This is a genomic window from Paraburkholderia sp. BL6669N2 (assembly GCF_003387275.1).
Classification (GTDB): Bacteria; Pseudomonadota; Gammaproteobacteria; order Burkholderiales; family Burkholderiaceae; genus Paraburkholderia.
In genome coordinates, this window is the sequence record NZ_QUNA01000001.1 from 4,638,097 (window position 1) to 4,661,147 (window position 23,051).

At 64.1% G+C, this 23,051-nt stretch carries 22 protein-coding genes and 1 tRNA gene; 16 read left to right on the top strand and 7 right to left on the bottom strand.

What is annotated here, in order from left to right:
- Positions 1–29: 29 nt before the first annotated feature.
- Positions 30–1,019 (top strand): agmatinase, encoded by a 990-nt coding sequence (gene speB, locus B0G80_RS20940; RefSeq protein ID WP_106279956.1) that lies wholly within the window; start codon positions 30–32, stop codon positions 1,017–1,019.
- A gap of 82 nt (positions 1,020–1,101) precedes the next feature.
- Here the strand turns inward: speB and cytX are convergent, their stop codons facing one another.
- Entirely contained in the window at positions 1,102–2,418 is a 1,317-nt protein-coding gene (cytX, locus tag B0G80_RS20945; RefSeq protein ID WP_106279958.1) for a putative hydroxymethylpyrimidine transporter CytX, read from the bottom strand.
- A gap of 368 nt (positions 2,419–2,786) precedes the next feature.
- Here cytX and B0G80_RS20950 point away from each other — a divergent pair, with 368 nt between their 5' ends.
- From B0G80_RS20950 to B0G80_RS20980, 7 genes are all read left to right on the top strand, one after another.
- The gene (locus tag B0G80_RS20950; RefSeq protein WP_106279960.1) at positions 2,787–4,100 is read left to right on the top strand and encodes a replication-associated recombination protein A; all 1,314 of its coding nucleotides are present in this window, start codon (positions 2,787–2,789) and stop codon (positions 4,098–4,100) included.
- A gap of 222 nt (positions 4,101–4,322) precedes the next feature.
- A complete protein-coding gene (serS, locus tag B0G80_RS20955; protein WP_106279962.1) occupies positions 4,323–5,618 on the top strand; it encodes a serine--tRNA ligase in 1,296 nt (431 codons plus the stop codon).
- Positions 5,619–5,824: 206 nt separating this feature from the next.
- A tRNA-Ser gene (locus tag B0G80_RS20960) sits at positions 5,825–5,915 on the top strand.
- Positions 5,916–6,148: 233 nt separating this feature from the next.
- Positions 6,149–7,450 (top strand): NAD(P)/FAD-dependent oxidoreductase, encoded by a 1,302-nt coding sequence (locus B0G80_RS20965; RefSeq protein WP_116119259.1) that lies wholly within the window; start codon positions 6,149–6,151, stop codon positions 7,448–7,450.
- The gene (locus B0G80_RS20970; protein WP_258878935.1) at positions 7,435–8,298 is read left to right on the top strand and encodes a DUF1365 domain-containing protein; all 864 of its coding nucleotides are present in this window, start codon (positions 7,435–7,437) and stop codon (positions 8,296–8,298) included. Before B0G80_RS20965 ends, B0G80_RS20970 begins: the two co-directional genes overlap by 16 nt.
- A gap of 12 nt (positions 8,299–8,310) precedes the next feature.
- Positions 8,311–9,522 (top strand): cyclopropane-fatty-acyl-phospholipid synthase family protein, encoded by a 1,212-nt coding sequence (locus tag B0G80_RS20975; protein ID WP_116119260.1) that lies wholly within the window; start codon positions 8,311–8,313, stop codon positions 9,520–9,522.
- Position 9,523: 1 nt separating this feature from the next.
- Positions 9,524–10,036, top strand: coding sequence for a chalcone isomerase family protein (locus tag B0G80_RS20980; RefSeq protein WP_116119261.1), 513 nt, complete (start codon positions 9,524–9,526; stop codon positions 10,034–10,036).
- Positions 10,037–10,058: 22 nt separating this feature from the next.
- On the opposite strand, the gene B0G80_RS20985 is transcribed toward B0G80_RS20980, so the two are convergent.
- From B0G80_RS20985 to B0G80_RS20995, 3 genes are all read right to left on the bottom strand, one after another.
- On the bottom strand, positions 10,059–11,138 hold the full coding sequence (locus B0G80_RS20985) for an alpha/beta hydrolase (RefSeq protein ID WP_116119262.1): 1,080 nt from the start codon (positions 11,136–11,138) through the stop codon (positions 10,059–10,061).
- An 89-nt stretch (positions 11,139–11,227) separates the two neighbouring features.
- Complete coding sequence (locus tag B0G80_RS20990; RefSeq protein WP_258878936.1) at positions 11,228–11,407, bottom strand: hypothetical protein; 180 nt, start codon at positions 11,405–11,407, stop codon at positions 11,228–11,230.
- 43 nt (positions 11,408–11,450) lie between these two features.
- Entirely contained in the window at positions 11,451–12,431 is a 981-nt protein-coding gene (locus tag B0G80_RS20995) for a ferritin-like domain-containing protein (protein ID WP_116119263.1), read from the bottom strand.
- Positions 12,432–12,833: 402 nt separating this feature from the next.
- On the opposite strand from B0G80_RS20995, the gene map reads away from it, so the two are divergent.
- The 6 genes from map to B0G80_RS21025 all read left to right on the top strand — a co-directional run bounded on the left by map (position 12,834) and on the right by B0G80_RS21025 (position 17,243).
- Complete coding sequence (gene map / locus B0G80_RS21000) at positions 12,834–13,619, top strand: type I methionyl aminopeptidase (RefSeq protein ID WP_116119264.1); 786 nt, start codon at positions 12,834–12,836, stop codon at positions 13,617–13,619.
- Positions 13,620–13,818: 199 nt separating this feature from the next.
- Positions 13,819–14,352 (top strand): GNAT family N-acetyltransferase, encoded by a 534-nt coding sequence (locus tag B0G80_RS21005; protein WP_106279978.1) that lies wholly within the window; start codon positions 13,819–13,821, stop codon positions 14,350–14,352.
- Between the two features lie 222 nt (positions 14,353–14,574).
- Entirely contained in the window at positions 14,575–15,423 is an 849-nt protein-coding gene (minC, locus tag B0G80_RS21010; protein ID WP_116119265.1) for a septum site-determining protein MinC, read from the top strand.
- A gap of 103 nt (positions 15,424–15,526) precedes the next feature.
- Positions 15,527–16,342: a septum site-determining protein MinD gene (gene minD / locus B0G80_RS21015; RefSeq protein ID WP_006048490.1), complete on the top strand. Its 816-nt coding sequence runs from the start codon at positions 15,527–15,529 to the stop codon at positions 16,340–16,342.
- A 14-nt stretch (positions 16,343–16,356) separates the two neighbouring features.
- Positions 16,357–16,611, top strand: a complete 255-nt coding sequence (gene minE / locus B0G80_RS21020) for a cell division topological specificity factor MinE (RefSeq protein ID WP_012432104.1) — start codon at positions 16,357–16,359, stop codon at positions 16,609–16,611.
- A gap of 320 nt (positions 16,612–16,931) precedes the next feature.
- Positions 16,932–17,243: a YXWGXW repeat-containing protein gene (locus B0G80_RS21025; RefSeq protein ID WP_106280436.1), complete on the top strand. Its 312-nt coding sequence runs from the start codon at positions 16,932–16,934 to the stop codon at positions 17,241–17,243.
- A gap of 243 nt (positions 17,244–17,486) precedes the next feature.
- Here B0G80_RS21025 and B0G80_RS21030 read toward each other — a convergent pair whose 3' ends face one another.
- The gene (locus B0G80_RS21030; RefSeq protein WP_116119266.1) at positions 17,487–18,908 is read right to left on the bottom strand and encodes a chloride channel protein; all 1,422 of its coding nucleotides are present in this window, start codon (positions 18,906–18,908) and stop codon (positions 17,487–17,489) included.
- A gap of 211 nt (positions 18,909–19,119) precedes the next feature.
- Between B0G80_RS21030 and waaC the strand changes: the two genes are divergently transcribed.
- A complete protein-coding gene (gene waaC / locus B0G80_RS21035; protein ID WP_116119267.1) occupies positions 19,120–20,124 on the top strand; it encodes a lipopolysaccharide heptosyltransferase I in 1,005 nt (334 codons plus the stop codon).
- A gap of 707 nt (positions 20,125–20,831) precedes the next feature.
- Positions 20,832–20,966, top strand: coding sequence for a hypothetical protein (locus tag B0G80_RS46985; RefSeq protein WP_012432108.1), 135 nt, complete (start codon positions 20,832–20,834; stop codon positions 20,964–20,966).
- A gap of 53 nt (positions 20,967–21,019) precedes the next feature.
- Here the strand turns inward: B0G80_RS46985 and B0G80_RS21045 are convergent, their stop codons facing one another.
- Together B0G80_RS21045 and B0G80_RS21050 are read right to left on the bottom strand one after the other, a co-directional pair.
- On the bottom strand, positions 21,020–21,199 hold the full coding sequence (locus B0G80_RS21045) for a hypothetical protein (RefSeq protein WP_106279985.1): 180 nt from the start codon (positions 21,197–21,199) through the stop codon (positions 21,020–21,022).
- A 116-nt stretch (positions 21,200–21,315) separates the two neighbouring features.
- A complete protein-coding gene (locus B0G80_RS21050) occupies positions 21,316–22,623 on the bottom strand; it encodes an MFS transporter (protein WP_106279986.1) in 1,308 nt (435 codons plus the stop codon).
- Positions 22,624–23,051 lie beyond the last annotated feature (428 nt).

Consider the following 23,051-nt stretch of genomic DNA (forward strand, 5'->3'; position numbering starts at 1 on the left):
TGCTGCCCCCTTTTCATTGCCGAGACACGATGAATCCCTCTTCCTTCATTTCCCCAGAAGCCGGCGAACGGCCGCAGCCGCTGTCCGGCAACGCGATGCCCCGCTGCGGCGGCATCGCGACGATGATGCGGCTGCCAAACGTCGGCTCGGCCGAAGGCTTCGACGCCTGCTTCGTCGGCGTGCCGTTCGATCTCGGCACCTCGAACCGCACCGGCGCGCGCTTCGGGCCGCGCCAGATCCGCAGCGAATCCGTGCTGCTGCGTCCGTACAACATGGCGACGCGCGCCGCGCCGTTCGATTCGCTGCGCGTGGCCGACCTCGGCGACGTCGCGATCAATCCGTATAACCTGCACGATTCGATCAAGCGCATCGAAACCGCCTACGACGAAATTCTTCAGCACGATTGCAAGCCGATCACGCTGGGCGGCGATCACACCATCGCGTTGCCGATCCTGCGCGCGATTCATCGCAAGCACGGCAAGGTCGGCCTGATTCACGTCGACGCGCACGCCGACGTCAACGACACCATGATGGGCGAGAAGATCGCGCACGGCACGCCGTTCCGCCGCGCGGTGGAAGAGGGCTTGCTCGATTGCGACCGTGTCGTGCAGATCGGCTTGCGCGGCACGGGTTACGCGGCGGAAGACTTCGACTGGTGCCGCGATCAGGGTTTTGAAGTGGTGCAGGCCGAGGCGTGCTGGAACCAGTCGCTCGTGCCGTTGATGGCGCGCATTCGCGAGCGCATGGGCGACGGTCCGGTGTACATCACGTTCGACATCGACGGGATCGATCCGGCTTTCGCGCCGGGCACGGGCACGCCGGAAATCGCCGGTTTGACGGTGCCGCAGGCGCTGGAAATCATTCGCGGCTCGCGTGGGCTGAATATCGTCGGCTGCGATCTGGTCGAGGTCGCGCCGCCTTACGATCCGTTCGGCACGACCGCGCTGCTCGGCGCGAACCTCGCGTTCGAGTTGCTGTGCGTGCTGCCGGGCGTCGAGTATCGGGCGTCCACACGCTAAAACGATTCGAGCGATAAGAAAAGGCCTGCATTTGCAGGCCTTTTTGCGTTTTATCTGACGCAGACGCTAGCTCATATGAGCCTCACGCATACGCCGTCTTGCGCGCCGACACGAACACCAGATAGCACACCGCGCCGATCACCAGCGCCGGCAAGGTCGCGCCAAGATTTGGCAGCCATTGATTGATCACCTGATACGCGACGATGCCGATCGCCCACGCGAGGAACGCGCTCAGATGCCAGCCGCCCGAGAAGCCATAGCGGCCGCGCACGTCGGCGAGCGCGGCAACTTCGATACGGCGCTTGCGCACGATGAAGTGATCCACCAGCACCACGCCGAACAGCGGCGCGAACACCGAGCCGATCAGCAGCAGGAAGTTCTGATACTTCGCCATTGGCACGGCAAGGGCGATCAGCGTGCACAGCGCGCCGAACGCCGCCGACAACATGGGTACGCTGCCGCGCGTCCAGAACGTGCCGGTCGACACCGCCGCCGAGTGGATGTCAGCGAAAGCGTTGTCGACTTCATCGATCAGGATCAGCAGCAGCGCGAGGCCGCCGCCCGCTTGCGCCAGCGCGCCGGTCAACAGCGTGTCGCCGCCGCCCGCCGCGAGGCCGTAGATCGCACCGAGTGCGTAAAACCAGATGTTGGCGATGCCGTAACCAATCAGCGTGCCGCGGAAGGTTTCGCCGGGCTTCCGGCCGAAACGCGTGTAGTCGGCGATCAGCGGCAGCCATGAGAGCGGCATGGCCACCACCAGATCGATCGCGCCGCCGAACGACATCTCACCGGTGCCGGGGCGGCGCATCAGCGCGGCCAGATCGTGCTTGGCGAGCAGATTCCACGTGAGCCACGCCGCGCCCGCGAGCAGCAGCCAGATGCCCCACGTGCGCAGAAAGCGCCGTACGAACGAGAGCGGGCCGCTGATCGCCAGCAGCGTCGCGAGCAAGCCGAAGATCACCGTCCAGATGAGCGGCATGGAAAGGCCGAAGGCCTGCCTGGCGAGCGCGTCGGCGGAATCGCGCATCACGATCACCTCGAACGAGCCCCAGCCGACCAGTTGCACCGCGTTCAGCACGGCCGGCACCGACGCGCCGCGCACGCCGAGCGTCGGCCGCAGCGACGACATGGCCGCGAGCCCCGTATCCGTGCCGATCACGCCGGCCAGCGCCAGCAGCACCACGCCGATTACGCTGCCGATCACGATAGCCAGCAACGCATGCGGCAGCGACAGTCCCGGCACCAGCAGCGCGCCCGCCTGCGCGACCAGCAGGCCGATGCCGAGCGAGAACCAGAGCGCGAAGGCGTCGCCGGTGCGGAACGCGCGGCGCGCGTCGGGCACCGGCGTGAGCGGTGCGTAGGTGGAACCGGCGTCGCCGGTGAGTGGATCTTGTGCCATCTGGTCTTGTCCCTGTTGATAGTGCTTGCCGACTTATTTGCAACCTTTTTGCCGACTCAGTTGCCAATCTAGCTGCGAAGTTGTGTCGACGCTTGTGTCTGCTGTTATGTCCGCGGTCAGGTCATGCGTTGCCTGCCCTGTCCGCTCGATCTTCCAATTGCTTCAACCGTTGCCGGATTGCGACCGCGCGAGTCGTTCCCGGCGCGCCGCGTGTGTTCGTTCGGGAGCCGGGCGATTCTTGCCCGGGCGCCGTCACTGTCATAATGCAGGACGTTGCCCGCACTTTCGCGTGCTGGCGTGGCTCACCGGCAGTACGCCGCCTTCACACGGACCGCGTCCGGAAAAGCCGAGATTATCCCCAAAACGTCATGTTTGAAGAAACCCGTGCCAATGTTCCGCTCGCCGAACGCCTGCGGCCCCGCAATATCGACGAAGTGATCGGCCAGAAGCATCTGCTCGGCCCGAACAAGCCGCTGCGGGTCGCGTTCGAATCCGGCGAAGCCCATTCGATGATCCTCTGGGGCCCGCCCGGCGTCGGCAAAACCACGCTCGCCCGGCTCATGGCCGATGCGTTTCACGCGGAGTTTATCGCGCTGTCCGCCGTGCTCTCGGGTGTGAAGGATATCCGCGAGGCGGTCGAGACCGCGCAGATTCATCGCGCGAACGGGCATCAGACGCTCGTGTTCGTCGACGAAGTGCATCGCTTCAACAAGAGCCAGCAAGACGCGTTCTTGCCGCACGTCGAGTCTGGGTTGTTCGTGTTCGTCGGCGCGACGACCGAGAATCCGTCGTTCGAGGTGAATAGCGCATTGCTCTCGCGTGCCGCCGTCTACGTGCTGAAAAGCCTGACCGACGATGAGCAGCGCGAGTTGCTCGAACGCGCGCAGCAGGAACTCGGCGGCCTCACGTTCACCGACGAAGCCCGCGACGCGCTGATCGGCTCCGCCGACGGCGACGGCCGCAAGCTCTTGAACAACCTCGAAATCGTCGCGCGGGCGGCGGCGCAGCAAAAGACCACCGAAATCGACGGTGCGCTGCTGGGCAGCGCGCTCGCCGAAAATCTGCGCCGCTTCGACAAAGGCGGCGACGCATTTTACGACCAGATCAGCGCGCTGCATAAATCGGTGCGCGGCAGCAGCCCGGACGGCGCGTTGTACTGGTTCTGCCGCATGCTCGACGGCGGCGCGGACCCGCGTTATCTGGCGCGCCGCATCGTGCGCATGGCGTGGGAAGACATCGGCCTCGCCGATCCGCGCGCCGCGCGCATCGCGCTCGACGCCGCCGAAACCTATGAGCGCCTGGGCACACCCGAGGGTGAACTGGCGTTGGCGCAGGCAATCATCTATCTGGCGGTCGCGCCGAAGTCGAATGCCGGATACAACGCGTATAACGAGGCGCGGCGTTTCGTGAGCAAGGACCAGTCGCGCGGCGTGCCGGTGCATCTGCGCAACGCGCCGACCAAGCTGATGAAGGAACTCGGCTACGGTCACGAGTACCGCTACGCGCACGACGAACCCGATGCCTACGCGGCCGGTGAAACCTACCTGCCGGACAACATGCGCGATCCACACTGGTACGAGCCGACGCCGCGCGGTCTCGAAGGCAAAATCGGCGACAAGATGGCTCGTCTGGCCGAACTCGATGCGCAGTGGCGAAGCGAGAACAAGCCGAAGAAGGGCTGATGTTTTCGAGCGCCTCTTGCGCTCCGGCTCGCTTTGCGCGCGGTTTCGCGCCTCGCTTTGTGCTTCGATGTACGCGTTGTTTCATGCCTCGCCGTTCGCCTCGTTCTGTGCCGTAGCGCGCGCCGTGTCGGCATTCCGCACACGCCGACGATCTAACGCACCGGCCGCCCGCGCCGGTGCGCTAAAATCCCACCTTCATACAACGAATACCCGCCCCATCCCATGCTCGACACTCAGCTGCTGCGCAAAGACCTCGACGGCGTCGCCAAGCGCCTCGCCGACCGCGGCTATACCCTCGACGTGGCGGCCTTCGCCGCGCTCGAAGCGGAACGCCGCGATACCCAGACCCGTACCGAAGAGATGCAGGCGCGCCGCAACAGCCTGTCGAAGCAGATCGGCGCGATGAAAGGCAAGGGCGAGGACACCTCGGCGGTGATGGCCGAAGTGGGCGGTATCGGCGACGAGATGAAGGCATCGGCGGCGAAGCTCGACGACATCCAGAAGCGTCTGTCGGAACTGCTCCAGGGCGTGCCGAATCTGCCGCATGAAAGCGTGCCGGTGGGCGAGGACGAAACCGGCAACGTCGAAGTGCGGCGCTGGGGCACGCCGCGCCAGTTCGATTTCGAGGTGAAGGATCACGTCGATGTCGGCACACCGCTCGGGCTCGACTTCGAGACCGGCGCGAAGCTCTCGGGCGCTCGCTTTACGATGTTGCGCGGCCAGATTGCGCGGCTGCATCGCGCGCTCGCGCAGTTCATGATCGACACGCACACGCAGCAGCACGGCTATACGGAGGTTTACACGCCCTACATCGTGAATCCGGAAATCCTGTACGGCACCGGCCAGTTGCCCAAATTTGCCGACGACATGTTCCGCGTCGAAAAGGGCGGCGACGAAAACACGGTCACGCAGTATCTGATCTCCACGTCGGAGATTTCGCTGACGAACACGGTGCGCGACAGCATCCTCGAAGCGGATGCGCTGCCGGTCAAGCTGACCGCGCATTCGCCGTGCTTCCGCTCGGAAGCGGGCTCATATGGCCGCGACACGCGCGGTCTGATTCGCCAGCATCAGTTCGACAAGGTCGAGATGGTGCAGATCGTCGCGCCGGAAACGTCGTACGCCGCGCTGGAGGAGATGGTCGGCCACGCTGAGACGATCCTGCAGAAGCTGGAATTGCCATATCGCGTGATCACGCTGTGCACGGGCGACATGGGCTTCTCGGCGGCCAAGACGTACGACCTGGAAGTGTGGGTGCCGGCGCAGAATACCTATCGCGAAATCTCGAGTTGCTCGAACACGGAGTCGTTCCAGGCGCGTCGCATGCACGCGCGTTATCGCAATGCGCAGGGCAAGCCGGAGCTGGTGCACACGCTGAACGGCTCGGGCCTGGCCGTCGGCCGCACGCTCGTGGCGGTGCTCGAGAACTTCCAGAACGCCGATGGGTCGGTCACCGTGCCGGTTGCGTTGCGTCCGTATCTGGGCGGCATTGAACGACTGGAAGTGGCGGCTGGTTGAGCGGCTCCCTGAGCGACGGGATCGTAATCGCGTCGATACTGTGCTGATGTTGCATCGAGACATGTACGGCGTGCCGGGCGCTTCTGAAGTTTTTTTGGGTCAAGGGGCTTGGCAAACCGAAATAGGCTGTTTTATAATCTTTTTCTCCCAAGCAATCGACCCGCTTGGTACTGATGAGGCGGTAGTCAACGTGATTCAGTAGACCCGGAAAGGTGGCAGAGTGGTCGAATGTACCTGACTCGAAATCAGGCGTACGGTTTTCCCGTACCGTGGGTTCGAATCCCACCCTTTCCGCCAAATTTAAAAACCCCGCAGAGCGAACGTTCTGTGGGGTTTTTGCTTTGAAGCAACGCGACTTCGGACTCGTCGTCGAACAAAGCAGTCACCTCAAAGCAGTCACCTGCCAGCCTCAGCACAATTCCCGCTTGCTGCATCCAAAGAGATCCGCGCTGCGTAAATCCCCTCAAGGACCGCAACCCCCGCACACCTCTTGAATTCACCGCGTGTCCCCAGCTCGAGGAGACGCGCCCATGCCCCATTCCGCACCGACCTCACCACTACCGCGCGGCTCGCGGGTCGCGGTCATCGGCGCCGGCATTTCGGGTTTGGCCAGCGCGTATCTGCTGGCGCGCAATCATCGGGTCACGCTGTTCGAATCGGCCGGCTATCTGGGCGGCCACACCAACACAGTGGATGTCACGCTCGACGGCCACACGCATCCCGTCGACACCGGCTTCCTGGTGTTCAACGACCGCACCTATCCGAACCTGATCGCGCTGTTCGCCGAACTCGGCGTGCAGTCGCATCCGAGCGACATGACCTTCTCGGTCTCGCTCGACGAAGGCCGTCTCGAATGGGCCGGCACCAGTCTGAACACGGTGTTCGCGCAGCGCCGCAACCTGTTTTCACCGACCTTCATCGGCATGCTGCGCGACATCATGCGGTTTAACGGCAGCGCGCAACGCAACCTCGAACTGGCGATTGAAACGCGCGCGTCGATGGGCGAACTGCTGACGGAAGGCGGCTACGGCGGCGCGTTCCAGCGACAATATTTGCTGCCGATGGCCGCCGCGATCTGGTCGAGCGCTACCGCCGACATCCTCGCGTTCCCGGCCACGACTTTCCTGCGCTTCTGCCTGAACCACGCACTGCTGCAAGTGAATCGCCGGCCGCAGTGGCGGACCGTGGTCGGCGGCGGCCGCGAGTATGTGAAGCGTCTAACCAGCACGCTCGACGATGTCCGCATCGGCACGGCAGTGTGCGGCGTGCGGCGCGACGCCGACGGTGTCGACGTGTTCACCGACCACGGCACCGAGCGCTTCGACGCGCTGGTGCTCGCCACTCACGCGCCGACCACGCTGCGCCTGCTGGAAGACGCCGATCATGACGAACGCGGCGTGCTGGCCGCCGTGCGCTATCAACCGAACGTCGCGGTGCTGCACACGGATACGAATCTGCTGCCGCGTCGTCAGCGCGTGTGGTCGGCGTGGAATTATCTGGGCAGCCGCAGTGTCGACGGCACGCATCCAGTGTGCGTCAGTTATCTGGTCAATCAGTTGCAGCCGTTGCCGTTCAGGACGCCGCTCGTCGTCACGCTCAACCCGGTCACCCAGCCGGCGCCGGGCACCGAACTGCGCCGCTTCGTCTACGACCATCCGCTGTTCGATCTGGCCGCCATCGACGCGCAGCACCGTCTGCCTTCACTGCAAGGCAAGCGCCGCACATGGTTCGCGGGCGCGTGGACAGGCTACGGTTTTCATGAAGATGGTCTGAAATCGGCGCTACGGGTCGCCGCCGATTTCAATGCATCGCCGGCATGGGCCAGGCTATGAATCCGTCGAGCGACAATGCCGGCGCTGATCCAGCAGGCTGGCTGCTGACCGGCAAGGTGATGCACGAACGTCTGCGCCCGAACCATCATCGCTTCACGTATCCCGTGTTTTACGTGCGATGCGATCTGGATCGGCTGGCCTCGCTCGATAGCGGCTGGTTCGGCATCGACCGCTGGCGGCCGCTCAGTCTGTATCGACGCGACCACGGTCCGCGCGACGGCAGCGATCTCGCCACATGGATGCGCGAGCAACTATCAGCCGCGGGCATTGAAGAAGCGAACGGCCGTATCTGGCTACAGGCTTTTCCACGCGTGTTCGGCTATGTGTTCAACCCGATCAGTTTCTGGTACTGCCACGACCGCGACGGCCGGTTGCGCGCCCTACTGGCCGAAGTGCGCAATACATTCGGCGAGCGCCACAGCTATCTGCTCAGCGCAGACGGCAACGCGCCGATCACGGCAAGCACGCGGCTCATGTGCCGCAAAGTGCTGCACGTGTCGCCGTTTTGCCGTGTGGAAGGCGGCTACACCTTTCGCGTCACTGAAGCGCCCGGTAGCGTGTCGGTCTCCATCGACTATCACGACGCCGACGGTCTGCTGATCCGCACCGCACTCGGCGGCCGCCTGACGCCGCTCACGCGCGCGGCCGCGTTCGCCGCGCTGCTGCGTCAGCCGCTCCTCACCGTGGGCGTCGTCGCCAGAATCCACTGGCAGGCCGCGCGCCTTGCTCTCAAGAAAACGCCGTTCCACGGCAAAAATTCCGCGCTGGCCCGCACCGACGACGCGTCCAGCGACCACGCCGCAGCCGCCAAACCATCCGCCGCCGCGCGCCCCGTTTCGTCCGATTGAGGAGATTCAGTCATGGCGCTTTCAAGAACCCTGAGCGGGCACCAAACCGCCCCCGCGTCAGGCCGTCTGTTTCTGTCCTTGCTCGAGCGGATCCAGGTGGGGCATCTGATCCTCATCACGCCCGACGGTCAGCAGCGCGTGTTCGGCGATCCGCACGCGGCGCCCGGTGCGCGTCTGGAGATGCGTGACTGGCGCGCGTGCGGCGCGATTCTGCGCAAAGGCGATATTGGTTTCGCGGACGCATGGCGCTCTTTCTGGGTCGATACGCCCGATCTGGCCGCGCTGCTGCGCGTCGCGATCCGCAACGAGCGCGTGCTGCAACGCACGGTGTATGGCGGCTGGCTCGCGCAGCTCTGGTACGGACTGCGTCATAAGCTGAGGCCGAACACACGTTCAGGCAGCCGGCGCAACATTCACGCGCACTACGACATCGGCAACGCGTTTTACGCGCAGTGGCTCGACGCGACTTTCACCTATTCGAGTGCGGTGTTCGACGGCAATTTCCATCAATCGCTCGAAGACGCGCAGCACGCGAAGTATCAACGCATCATCGATACGCTTGGTTTGCGCGAAGGCATGCACATTCTGGAAATCGGCTGCGGATGGGGCGCTTTTGCGTTGCACGCGGCGCGTCTGGGCATCCACGTGCATGGCGTGACGATCTCACCGGCGCAACTCGAATTCGCCCGGCAGCGTGTGAACGAAGCAGGCCTGAGACAGCGCGTGCAACTCGAACTGCGCGACTATCGCAGCCTGACCGGTCAGTACGATGCCGTCGTATCGATTGAAATGTTCGAGGCCGTCGGCGAACGATTCTGGCCGACGTACTTCCAGATTCTGCGCGAACGTCTGCGACCGGGCGCTCGCGCGCTAGTGCAAACCATCACGATCGACGAGTCGCACTTTGCCGCTTATCGCGCGACCAGCGACTTCATTCGCGAGTTCATTTTTCCTGGCGGCATGTTGCCGAGCCCGCAACGTTTCACGCAAGCCGCGCGGCGCGGCAAGCTCACGGCGCGCACGTCGCTGGCGTTCGGCCGCGATTACGCGGAGACCTTGCGCCGCTGGCGCGGCGCATTCGAAGCCCAACTCGATACGATCCGCGTGCGGGGCTTCGATGAGATTTTCGTGCGCACGTGGCGGCTGTATCTGGCGTATTGCGAAGCGGGCTTCGACGAAGGACGCACGGACGTGATGCAGTTCGTGCTCTCGAAGGCGGACTGACGTGCGCGCGTTCGTCGCTCTCGCGCTGATCTTCTGGGCGAGCGCCGCTTTCGCCGACTGGCGCGGCGACGTCGAGTCCGCGCAACTCGTCGGCGAAGGCGATTTCAGCGTGCTGGGCTTCCGGCTCTATCGCGCGCAGATGTGGAGCGAACGCGTGCCGGTCGATTACGACGCCCGTTTCGCGTTGCATATCGTGTACGCGCGCGGCATCAGACGCGAGCGCCTCGCGGACACCGGCATCAGCGAGATCGAGCGTCTGGCGGGCGCGCCGATTCCGGCCGACACGCTGGAACGCTGGCGCGCGGACATGCTGCAGGCCTTCGTGGATGTCGGTCCCGGCGACCAGTTAAGCGCGGTGTATCTGCCGGACAAGGGCGTGCGTTTTTATGCCGGCGAGCGCATGACCGGCGAGTTCGACGATCTCGCCTTCGCGCGCGCATTCTTCGGCATCTGGCTCGATCCTTCGACGCGTGCGCCTACTTTGCGCAAGCAGTTGCTGGGTATGGAGCGTTAGTTCGTGGCGGGTTGCAGCGGCGCTATTCGTTGACGCCCCGGTTGCTCTGCTTCTCGCAATCGGAGCCGGTGGCGGGCGCTCCTATGGATGCCGCATTGTCACCCGGCGCAGCGGTGGCCTTCGCGCGCTGCCGACGCAATTGATAAACGTTGCCCTGTGCATCGAAAGAGGCCGGCGACGATTGCGCATCACCGCGTGCGGCGCCGCCACGCGAACGCCGCGCTTCATTGTTCGCCTGCGCGTCGATAAACGCGCTCGCATCGTCGAGCACCGGCGCAAAGCCGCGCAACGGCCCGGCAAACGCGCCCACCAGCAGCGCATGCCCGACGCGCGGATAGTGCTTCACTTCGACATCCGCGTCGCCCGACGCACGCAGTTTTGCCGCGAGCCGGTCCGTGTTGCCCGGATCGACGGTCGTATCGCGCTCGCCGGCGGCGAGGAACATCGGCGGCTCGTCGCCGGTGACAAAGTTGATCGGCTGACTTGCGGCACGCAATGCACGCGGGAAAATTTCCTCGAGCGTCGCGTCGTGCAAGGGCAGAAAATCATACGGGCCAGCCAGGCCGATCACGCCGCTGATATCGGTTTTGCTCATCTGCTGCGCGGCGAGATAGCGGCCATCGGTGGCCAGCAGCATCACGATGTGCGCGCCCGCGGAGTGTCCCATCAAAAAGATTCGCGACGGGTCGCCGCCGAACTCGGCCGCATGGTCGCGTGCCCAGCGCACGGCTGTGGCCGCGTCGTCGACGAAGCCGGGGAACGCCGTGTCGGGCCACGTCCGATAGTCGGGCAGCACGGCAACGAAGCCGCGCGAGGCTAACGCCGCGCCGACGAACAGATAGTTGCTGCGCGAACCGTTCTGCCAACTGCCGCCGTAGAAGAACACCACGATCGGACGGCGGTGCGAAGAAGCGGCTGGCGGCGCGCCGGCGGCGGGCACGTAGACGTCGAGCTTCTGGCGCGGCGCGTTGCCGTAAGCAAGGCCGTTTTCGGCGCGGAACTGCTTGTGCGATACGGCGGCGTTCAGCACGCCGGCCGCGCTGCAGCCGCCGAGGGCGGCGAGCGCCAGCGTGGCGGTCAAGGTGAGCAGGCGTCGAGGCATGGGAGTCGAATCCGTCCGAAGAGATGCGTTCGAACAATGTACGCGCCAACCCCGCGAGCGGATGCAGGTCGCGCTATGATCCGGCCGGCTCACGCGGCATGAAACGACGGCCACGGCGAAATCCCGGCCGCTTGCAGCAGCAGAATGAGATTGAGCGCCAGCACGACCACCGTGCCGAGGATCGCCGCGAGGGTTGTGGCGCGACGATTCCGGTAGCGGCCCATCAGATCGCCGCGCGAGGTGAACCACACGAGCGCGATCATCGGCACGGCGCCTCGTTGCCGGTGCAACTGACACAACGCGTAACGCAGCTCAGGCGCTCATATTCAGCGAACCGTTCACGCCGTTCGGGAAGAAACCGCCCTTGGTCGCCGCCGAACTCGTCAGATAGACGATGTTGAGGACGTTGCTGTAGTTGCGGCTGAATGCGAGCCCATTGCTGTCCAGCGGCACGATGTTGGACGTGCCGGCGGTCGCGCCGGTGATGCCCTGATCGTCGTGGCCGTTATGATCGAGGCTGTTACGTGCGGCCGAAATCGCGTTGGCGGCCGTGACGAGACCGGTCATGTCGATACCTTTCGAGTACAGCACCGTGCGCACCAACCCGGCGTGATACGCCTCGGCCGCGAGAATGCCGGCCGCCGCTTCGAGGAACGTCTTGTTGGTGATGAGCGGCGAGGCGCCTTTATAAGCCGTTACGCCGACGTCCTCGAAGATGTAGGCGCCGAGCAGGAAGTTGTTGTCGTTCGCATACGGATTGAACGGGGTGCCGGCTGGCACGAGGCCGGCGGCGCGCGCCGCGTTCGAAAACGCGCCGTTCGGATCCGTGCCGCCGATGTCGATTGCCGGCATGGCAACCGCTGCCGAACCCAACGCGCTGCGCAGGAAGGTGACGTGCTCGCGCTCGTCGTTGGCGATCTCGTTGGCGTATGCCTTCACCACCGGATCCTGAAAGGGCACTTGCTGCCCCGGAATCACCGTGCCCGTCGTGCCGACGCCGGCCGTCATTCTCGCGGCGAGCCCGGCGCCGGTCGTCGCGTACGTATAGAACTGCGATTCGAGGTATTCCAGATTCAGCGCGAAATTCAGGATTTCCGCGTCGGTCGGTGCACTCTGGGCCGACACGTTCGAAACCGAGCCGCCCCCGCCGCACGCGCTGATCAGCGTGCCGCCGACAAGTCCCAGACTCAGGCCGCCGGCGTTGCGAAAGAACTGTCTGCGTTGCAGGCGGCGCGTGGCGCGTCGATCGAATGCATCAATAAGGGATGCTGATTTAGTGCTGGACTCCGACATGGCGATGCTCCTCAAATGGTTCGCTGCCGATACCGCGGACTTGCGGCGCACACGCGGGGACAGCCGTTGCTCTCGCGCTGCAAAGACGCAAAATCGCGGACGCAAAGAGGCCTCCGTTCTTCTGAGAAGAACTAAATGATCGAGGGAGAAGAGCGAGTCCTCATTCGCCTTTACGGGGCGAATACTCGGCTAGATGCAAACCCCGCAAAAGATTTCTGTTCGCGTGTGCAGCATGAAGCGCGCTGCATGTGAGGAGCCGGTCGAGCATGCCGCCCAACATCGCCGCGGATCGCTTCGTCCGGCAAGTTTGGCGCGGCTCGCGGAGGATCGGCGGCGATCCTCTGTACAATTGGCCGATCGATTGAACATCGACCTTCCATTCGACCCATATCGACCGAATTCATGGCTATTACCTACAAGACTCCCGACGACATCGCCAGGCTGCGCATTTCCGGCCGCCTCGCGGCCGATGTGCTGGCGATGATCGGCGAGCACGTCAAGGCCGGCGTCTCCACCGACGAGCTGGACGCACTGTGCAACGACTACATTGTCAATACGCAAAAGTCGATTCCGGCAAATGTCGGCTATCTGGGTTTTCCGAAGACGGTGTGCACCTCGGTCAACTCGGTGGTGTGCCACGGCATCCCGAATCGCGCCGAGATCCTGAAAGACGGCGACATCATCAATATCGACGTCGCCATCATCAAGGACGGCTACTTCGGCGATACGAGCCGCATGTATTGCGTCGGCCAGCCGAGCACGGTGGCGCGCGAGCTGGTCGACACGACCTATGAAGCGATGCTCGCCGGCATCCGCGAAGTGAAGCCGGGCGCCACGCTCGGCGACGTGGGCCATGCGATTCAGAAGGTGGCGCAGCGCGACGGCTTCTCGATCGTGCGCGACTATTGCGGGCACGGCATCGGCAAGGTCTACCACGAAGATCCTCAAGTGCTGCACTACGGCCAGCCGGGGCAGGGCGTGCGTCTGAAGCCGGGCATGGTCTTCACGATCGAGCCGATGATCAACGCTGGCCGCGCCGGCACCGCGGTGCAGCGCGACGGCTGGACCGTGGTCACCAAGGACCGTTCGCTGTCGGCGCAATGGGAACACATGATCGCCGTCACCGACGACGGCTACGAACTCCTGACACCGTGGCCGGACGGCACCGGTAGCTACGAAGCGCCATGACCCTGCGTGGCGCGTACCGCGTCCGGCCACTTGTGCCGGAGCTGGGCGCGCAACGTGCTGCTGAGTCGGGATACGCTCCGTATGTCGCTTCCCGAGGGGAGTTCCTGCGGCGCATACCCTGTTCCGGTAAAGAATGATTTGACTCTCGCGCCGGTTCGGTTAAAGCTACGCCTTAGGGTTTCAAGGGGTTTTCGTCTGCATGAGTCCGTCATTGACCGTTCGCCGTATCGCCGCTGATCAGGGCGCTGTTTTCCGCGAACTCCGTACTGCGTCGCTGCGGGAGGCACCGTATGCCTTCGGCGCCACGCTTGAGGACGCGTTGTCGGCCGACGCCGCCAGTTTCGACGCCACCGCCGCGGATCATGCGGTTTCCTTCACCTCCACCACCTTCATTCTCTACACCGAGGGCCATCCGGCGGGACTGATCGAAGCGTACTTCGACGATACCGCGGCGCGCCGCGCATTCGTTTGCGAACTGTGGGTGGCGCCGGCCGTGCGTCATCTGCGCGGCGGCGAGCTGCTGGTCGACTCGGCCGCTGCCTGGCTCGCGAACGAAGGCGCCACGGAAATCTACGCGTGGGTCGCCGACGCCAACCGCAATGCCATGCGCTTTTACGAGGCGCTCGGCTTCGGCCCGACCGGCGAGCACCGTCGCGTCACGCGAGCACCGGACCAGGCGGAAAGCCTGCTGGTGCGCCACGTGCCGACCACGTCCCAGGTGTTTCAGCAGTGATCTCGCGAGCGGCGCGACAGTCTGCCGCTCGATTCCCCTCCGCGTCTCTTCAGCGTCGGTCGCCAGTTTGTCGGCGCGATGCGCGGCCTGAACGTCCGCTGCAAGGCCGTCGCGTTGCCGGTGCGGGAGCGCGTCGTGATGGCGGCGGCCCGTTCTCCCGGCGAAAAAGCTGGCCGCGCGCGTCGACGCCTGTAAAATACGCAAAATTTTTTGCCGAACGCTATGTCGCCCAAGAAATCGCCCTTTTTCGAACTTCGCAGCGGCTCTGTCGACACGCTCCTGTTCGTGGTCAAGACAACCGACCTCGACGCCATGCGTGCCGAACTGACCCGGCGCTTCGAGGCGACCCCCGAATTTTTCGCTAACGACGTCGTCGCGATCGACGTGCGCCGTCTCGCCGAGAACGAACGTGTGCCGCTCGCCGACATCGCGCAACTACTCGACAGCGTACGCATGCGCCCCGTTGGCGTGGTCGCCAACCCGCAGCAGGCGTGGGCGGCGGAGTCGCAGCTGCCGCTGCTCGAAGCGCGTGACCGCCGTGGCGCCGCTAACGCTCCCAAATCCGCAGACGAAGACAGTGCTGCCGCAGCCACGCCGGCTGTCACCGCCGCGACGGCCACGCCGCCTTCCGATCTGTTCGAACTCGCCGCCGCCGCGCCGGAGAACGGCACGCCGGCCACGGCCGCGGCCGTCGAGCCCGCGCCCGCCGCGGAGCCGGTGCGTCTGGCCACGTCGTCGCAAACCATGGTGGTCGACAAGCCGCTGCGCTCCGGTCAGCGCATTTACGCCAAGGGCGACCTGGTCGTGCTCGGCCTCGTGAGCTACGGCGCGGAAGTGATCGCGGAAGGCAACATCCATATTTACGCGCCGCTGCGCGGCCGGGCTTTGGCCGGCGTGCAGGGCAATCACGACGCGCGCATTTTCTGCACGTGTCTCGAGCCGGAACTCATCTCGATCGCAGGCATCTATCGAACGACTGAGAACCCTTTGCCGGCCGACGTGCTCGGCAAGCCGGTGCAGATCTGGCTCGAAGAAGAAAAGTTGATGATCGAACCGCTGCGGCTCACCTAAGCGACGTGAAGCGCGCCGCGTCGGTCAAGCTGATGCACGCGGCGTTTCACGGCAAATATGGCCGCACATAATTGACGAATTTGACGAACACAAGGTAAGGGTAATGGCAAAAATCATTGTGGTGACTTCGGGCAAGGGTGGCGTGGGCAAGACGACCACGAGCGCGAGTTTTGCATCAGCCCTCGCTCTGCGTGGCAGCAAAACCGCCGTGATCGACTTCGACGTCGGCCTGCGTAACCTCGACCTCATCATGGGTTGTGAACGCCGCGTGGTGTACGACCTGATCAATGTGATCCAGGGCGAAGCCAATCTGAACCAGGCGCTCATCAAGGACAAGAAGTGCGAGAACCTGTTCATCCTGCCGGCCTCGCAAACGCGTGACAAAGACGCGCTGACCATGGAAGGCGTCGAGAAGGTCATCAACGACCTGATCGCGATGGACTTCGAATTCATCGTGTGCGATTCGCCGGCCGGTATCGAATCGGGCGCGCTGCTCGCCATGCATTTCGCCGACGAAGCACTGATCGTGACGAATCCGGAAGTCTCGTCGGTGCGCGACTCGGACCGCATCCTCGGCATTCTGTCGTCGAAGACCAAACGCGCGATCGAGGGCAAGGAGCCGATCAAGGAACATCTGCTGATCACCCGCTACAACCCGAAGCGCGTCAGCGAAGGCGAAATGCTGTCGCTGACCGATATCCAGGAAATTCTGCGCATCGACCTGATCGGCGTGATTCCGGAATCGGAAGCGGTGCTGCACGCATCGAACCAGGGCTTGCCGGCGGTGCATCTGGACGGTACGGATGTAGCCGAAGCCTATAAAGACGTCGTGTCGCGTTTCCTCGGCGAGCAGAAGTCGCTTCGCTTTACCGATTACCAGAAGCCCGGGCTGCTGCAGCGCCTCTTCGGCACCAAGTAAGGGGAGCGCACGTAATGTCGATTCTTTCGTTTTTGCTGGGCGAGAAGAAGAAGTCCGCGTCGGTAGCGAAGGAACGCCTGCAGTTGATCATCGCGCATGAGCGCGCCGGCGGCCATGCGCCTGCCGATTACCTGCCTGCGTTGCAACGCGAACTGGTGGCCGTGATCTCGAAGTACGTGAAGATTTCTCATGACGATATTCGCGTGAGCCTCGAACGTCAGGACGATCTTGAAGTGCTCGAGGTCAAGATCGAAATACCGCAGGCCTGATCGTTCAAAGGTCTGTTCCGTCTCGCGGCCGGTTTCTTATGACGTGCTGCGCGCTTCGCTGCGTTGCGTCGAGATGACGTGATGCAGGGCGGCGCGCGAGTGCGCCGCTCCGTTGTGCCTCTTCGTTTTTTCGTTGCTCCCACTTTCTTCTGTGTTCGTGCGCATGGGCATGCATGGGCGTTCTCGCGCGCGTCAGCGGTGCGTCGAAATAATCCGTTGCACTTCGGCGTGTGGCGTTACACGCCCACGGTCAGCCGCTGCGTCCCCTCGCGCATTAAATGGATAACGCCGCCTTCGGCGCCTATCTACAGAGGGATAACATGAACAAGACCTTTCGTTTGCTGCTTGCCAACACCGTATTGATCGCCGCCGGCGCAGCCGCCGTGGCATCGGCTTCGGCCGCGGAAGTCGTCGTGATCGCGCCGTCCGCGCCGCCGCCGGTGCGCTACGAAGCAGTGCCCGCGTCGCGCGTCGGCTACGTGTGGGATCACGGTCATTGGCGTTGGGATCACGGCCGCTATGTGTGGATCGGCGGTCACTGGCAAGCCGAGCGTGTCGGCTATCACTGGGTGCCGGGCCACTGGGTCGCGCACGGCCCGAATTATCACTGGGTTGAAGGCCACTGGGCGTAACGCCATGTGCTTCGGCATGCACGGCGCGGCGAGTGCCGCGCATGCCATCCCTTCCGTTTCGACAAGCACGGACAAATGCATGCACCGCGCCGCGCGTTCGGCGTAGCGCTCGCCCGCGCGCGCTTCAGGAAACCCTGTGATGAAAAAGAATCTGCTTCTGATCGCCGTGCTGGCGGTCATGCTGGCCGGCTGCGTCGTCGTGCCGGCTCGGCCGATGTATCTGCGCGCACCGGCCGTCGTCGTCTACTGACGCGGTGCGCCGCCGTTGGCGTCGTCAACGGGCGGCTCACCGTCGACTTGCGCAACGGGCTGCCCGGGCGCTTCGACCTCGGGCACTTCCGGCGTCGGCGCGGGCACGGGTTGCGGCAACGGCGTCATATAGCGCGCGGCCAGCGACTCATACAGAGGCGGCGCAAAGAGACGCGACACGCGGCTCGAAATCAACGCGGTGGCCATCAGCGAGATCACCAAAGCGTGGCCGTTGATCATCTCCATCACGATCACGAACGACGTAATCGGCGACTGCGTGACGGCGGCCAGGTAGCCGACCATGCCGAGCGCGATCAGCATCGGCAGGTCCATCGAGTCGAACACCCGGTGCAGCAGATCGCCGAAGCCCGCGCCGATCGACAGCGACGGCGCGAAGATGCCGCCTGGAATGCCCGGCAAATAGGAGCCGACCATCGAAATCATCTTCATGAACGGATAAAACACCGACAACTGCGCATGGCCGTCGAGCAAACCGCGCGCTTCGGCGTAGCCGCTGCCGAAGGTCGTGCCGCCCGAAATCAGTCCGACCACCGCGATCACGAAACCGCACACCGCGGCGAACGCGACCGGCCGCTCGCTGTGCAACTGCCGCAGCGGCGCCGGAATCCAGCGCGCGGTATTCAGGAGGAGCCAGCCGAACAAACCGCCCGCAAGGCCCGTGACGATCGCCGTAAGCAACACCGCGAGCGCCAGCACATTGGGAAAGTGCGCGCCGATCTGGATGGTGCCGAAATAGGTGTAGTTGCCATTCAAGCCGAGCGCGATCACGCCGGCGATGATAATCGCGGTAATCAGCACGCCGCTCGCGCGCGCCTCGAAACTGCGCGTCAATTCCTCGATCGCGAACACGATACCGGCGAGCGGCGTGTTGAACGCCGCGGACAAGCCCGCCGCCGCGCCGGCCAGCACGAGTTGCCGTTCTATCAGCGCGTTCGAGCGGGGATACAGCCGCCGCAGATTGAACATCAAGGCGGCGCCGACCTGCACGGTCGGTCCCTCGCGGCCGATTGTGAGGCCGCCGAGAATCGCCAGAAACGACACGACGATCTTGCCGAACAGAATCCGGAAGGTGAGCAGCCGTGACCCGTATTCGCTCGTCCGGGAGTGAAGGGTGGCGATGACCTGCGGAATGCCGCTGCCTTCGGCGCCGCGGAAGAACTTGCGCGTGAGCCAGACGGCGAGCGCCGCGACCGCGGGGGTAATGATCAGCGGTGCCCACACATGGCGTTGCTGCACGGAGCGAAACTCGTTGTAGCCCCAGTCGATCAGCCTTGCGTACAGCACCGCGGTCAGCCCGACTGCGATCGCACCGAGCCAGAAGACGCCGTATTGGCGCCACAGTCGTCTCGCGCGTCGAACGATGGCGGAAGATCGGATCGGGATGGGCCGGGACATGAGCGTGTGTGGCGCAAAAGGGTGCAGTATAAGTCGCGCCGCGCCCATCACCTGTGTGAAAGTATTCTGAAATGGTGTAAAAGGGCTGCGTGTCAGCCGCTGAACGTAACCCGCTGTAGTAATGACCGAAAGGCGCGATGTCCGATTCGGCAAAGGTTATCGGATTCGTCGGCTAAAATACTGTGATGTCCGAACAACTCACAGGTCCTCAATGAAGCGCGTCCTTATCGTCAAGGTCACTTCGCTCGGCGATATCGTGCAAGCCTTGCCCGTGGTCGCCGATATCAAGCGCGCGTTTCCCGGCGTTCAGGTGGATTGGGCCGCGGACGAAGCATTCGCCGAAGTCGTGCACTGGAGCGAGAATGTAGACCGCGTGTTGTGCGCGCCCTTGCGCCGCTTCAAGAAAGCGCGCCGCTGGGCCGATTTCAAATCGATCTGGGCGTCCATCGCCGAGTTGCGCGCCTATCGCTACGATTTCATCCTCGACATTCAGGGCGTGTACAAGAGCGCGATCATTGCGTTTCTGGCGCGCTCCTCGCGACGCATCGGCTACCGGGCGCCGGATCTCGGCGAGCAGGGCGCGGCGTTCGCTTATACCGGCCGATTCGGCCCGCGTCCGAAATGCAATGCGTGGCATGGCATGCGCATCAGCGCGGGCGAGGCACTGGGCTACGAGATAGAAGGCCCGGCGGTCTTCAATCTGCGCTTGCCGGAACCGGCCAGGCTTCCGTTCGAGGCGAACGGCGCGCCGGTCGCGGCGTTCTTTCACGCCACCTCGAAAGACGACAAAAAATGGCCGGTGAGCCATTGGGTGGCGATCGGCCGCGAACTCGCGCAGCGCGGTTTTCAACTGGTGCTGCCGTGGGGCTCGGAAGGCGAGCGGCTCGAAGCGGAGCAGATCGCATCGCAACTGCCGGGCGCGACCGTGCTGCCGAAAATGAGCGTGACGGAAATCGCGCAGATGATCGACGCGTGCTCGCTCGTGGTCGGCACCGACACGGGCTTCGTGCACCTTGCGCACGCGCTGCAGAAGCGCACGGTGATGATCTTCGTGGCGACACCGCCGTCGCATTACGGCATCGAATCGCCATATCGCTCCGTCTCCATCGGCGACGGCCAGTCGGTGCCGCCCATCAGCGCCGCGCTCGAGGCGATCGACTACGTTCACACCGAGGCGCACGACGTGACGGCGCAGCACGGGTCCGCAGCGGTCTGAACGCGGCGTCCCGACGGCTTGCGCAATCGTTTGCTCGAAAAGAAAAGAGGCGCGACGCGCAGTCCGCTCAAACAACCGAGCGCCGCCTCGTAACGCCTCCGAAAACGCCCGTGTCGGGGAACAGCGGGCGGAGAGGAATCGCTGCAATCAATACATTCGGCTACGCATTGAGCGGTGACATCGCGTACACGCTCGGCGTCGACGCGACGACCGTCGCCTGGCGACCGGCCGGGGTGCATCTCTGGTGCATCTGCGGGATAGGTGCGAATGTCCACACGGTTTCGTGCAGCACCTCGACTTCCCCGCAGCCGCGAATTCAAAAGGCGCCGCGCATTACACGCCTGTTAAATCTGTCGCTTTTCGTTGAGCGCCGCCTTGGCCATTCACGCATTGTTCGCGTGACCAAAGGCGACGGCGCGCTGCATGCATTCGTGGGTGCATTGTCCGGCAGATTCGCCTTGCGCCGCGTATGCGCCGCCAGCAAGGCACGCGCCGAACCGCCACATTCAAACCAGTATAGGCGGTGATTTCCTCCGATGTGAACTCGGCGTGATCGCGCCTCGAGCGCGGTGCGTTACGCGCGTCGATCATGTAACACCTCGGTGATTTTCCCTTACAAATCGCAACGCTCGCGCAGCGCGCCGTCGTGTTCAATCGAGTCATTCGGGGTTTCGGCTCGAATGACTCTGACACGATGGAGAACAACAATGAAACGCTTGATCCTCAGCCTGATCGCAGGCACGCTGCTCGCAACGGCACTTGGTGGTTGCATCGTCGCGCCCGCGCCGGGCTACTACGGCGGCGGTGGCTACTATCATCACGGCGGCTATTACTACCGGTGATCCAACTGGCCGAGGCCGCGGCGCCTGCGATGGCGCTGCGGCACCCGTCCGCATCAGGCCAACAGCATTTCGAACGCGATGACCGCGGCGATGGCCGCGGCATTCGCAGCCAGCGCTTCCACCACGATGCCTTTCCATGTCGCCGGACGAAAGCGCAATGCAAGCAGTAGCGAACATAGCAACGCCAGTGCAATGATCATCACGACGTCCGCGTTGTGAAGGTGAACGTTCATCCCTGCCTCCCTGCTGCCTGAAGGGTTATTTGAGTCGAGTATAGGCATGTCAAAAAGACGCGCAAGGCAGGGAATTTACTCGGCAAACGCTCGGCTAGCGAAGGGCGCCCCTCGCGTTACATCAACCGTGTGTCGCGTGTTTCGCGCATGCACAGCACGCCGATCATGCTGACGGCCGCGGCGATCGACACATACGCGCCCACCCATGGCAACCCGCCGCGCGCGGCGAGCATCTGCGCGATATACGGCGCGACGGACGCGCCGAGAATCCCACCGAGGTTGTACGACACCCCGGCGCCGGTATAGCGCACATTGGTGGGGAACAACTCCGGCAGGAGCGCGCCCATCGGCGCGAACGTCACGCCCATCAAAAACAGTTCGATCACGAGAAACAGCAGCACCAGCGACGTCTGTCCGCTGCCAAGCAACGGCGCCATCGTGAAGCCAGACAGAATCGCCGCGATGATGCCGACGATCAGCACCGGCTTGCGTCCATAGCGGTCGGCGGCCCAGGCCGACAGCGGCGTGGCGAGTGCCATGAATACCACCGCGATACACAGCAGACCGAGGAACGTCGGCCGCGGAATATGCAACACGGAGACGCCGTACGACAGCGAAAACGTGGTGGCGTTGTAGAACAGCGTGTAGCAGACCACCATCGCGAGCGCGCCGAGCAGGGTCGGCACCCAGTGTTGCGACAGCAGCGTGGCGATCGGCACCTTCACGCGTTCCTGACGTTCGATCGCCGCCTGGAACGCCGGCGTCTCGGCGATTTTCAGGCGCACGTATAAACCGAGCGCGACCAGCACCGCGCTCACGAGGAACGGCACGCGCCAGCCCCAACTGCGGAATTGCTCGTCGCTCAACGAGAGCGCCAGCGCGAAGAACAGGCCGTTGGACGCAAGAAAGCCGATCGACGGCCCGAGTTGCGGGAACATGCCGAACCAGCCGCGTTTGCCCGGCGGCGCATTCTCGGTGGCGAGCAATGCCGCGCCGCCCCATTCGCCGCCGAGGCCGATGCCCTGGCCGAAGCGCAAGATGCACAACAGGATCGGCGCGAGGCTGCCGATCGAGTCGTAGCCGGGTACGAAACCGATCAGCGTGGTGGACACGCCCATCACCAGCAGCGACGCCACCAGCGTCGATTTACGGCCGATCCGGTCGCCGAAATGGCCGAACAGGAACGAGCCGATCGGCCGCGCCACGAAGGCGATGCCGAACGTGACGAAGGCCGACAAGGCCTGCGCCGTCGCCGAGCCATGCGGGAAAAACACCGGTCCGATGACGAGCGCCGCGGCGGTCGCATAGACGTAGAAATCGTAGAACTCGATCGCGGTGCCGATAAAGCTCGCGAAGATGATCCGCGAACTCTTGTTTTGCCCGGCCGCATTGGGCTGGGCCGCGGAAATCGGCGAAGTGGACATGCAGGGTCTCCCTATATCGTGATGCCGCCGGACGCCCGGTTCGTGAGCCGGTGGTGCGTGTGAAGACGGCATCTTTGTTCAAATTCGTGGGCCTCGCTTTGTCCGCGGGCCGGCGGGCGGCTCGTGTAACGCAGGCGACGCAAACAACGAAGCAACAGCTTACAACGGCAGCCGGCGAAGTTCGCCCGCGAAAGCGGCCATACCAGGGCAATAACCAGGCGGGAGGCGTGCGGCGGGCGAGGTAAGGCGGGGCGGCCGGTGCGGCGCGAAGCCGGGATGTTTTCCGATCCAGGCAACGGCGGGCCGCATCGTGCATCAAGCAGGCGGCGCTCGCGGATGGCGCGGCGGCGCTGCAATCGGGCTCATGCCGCGCCGGCGGGTGAGCGGGCGGGGTGAGCCATGCCGGAAGGCTCCGGCGCGGGGAATCG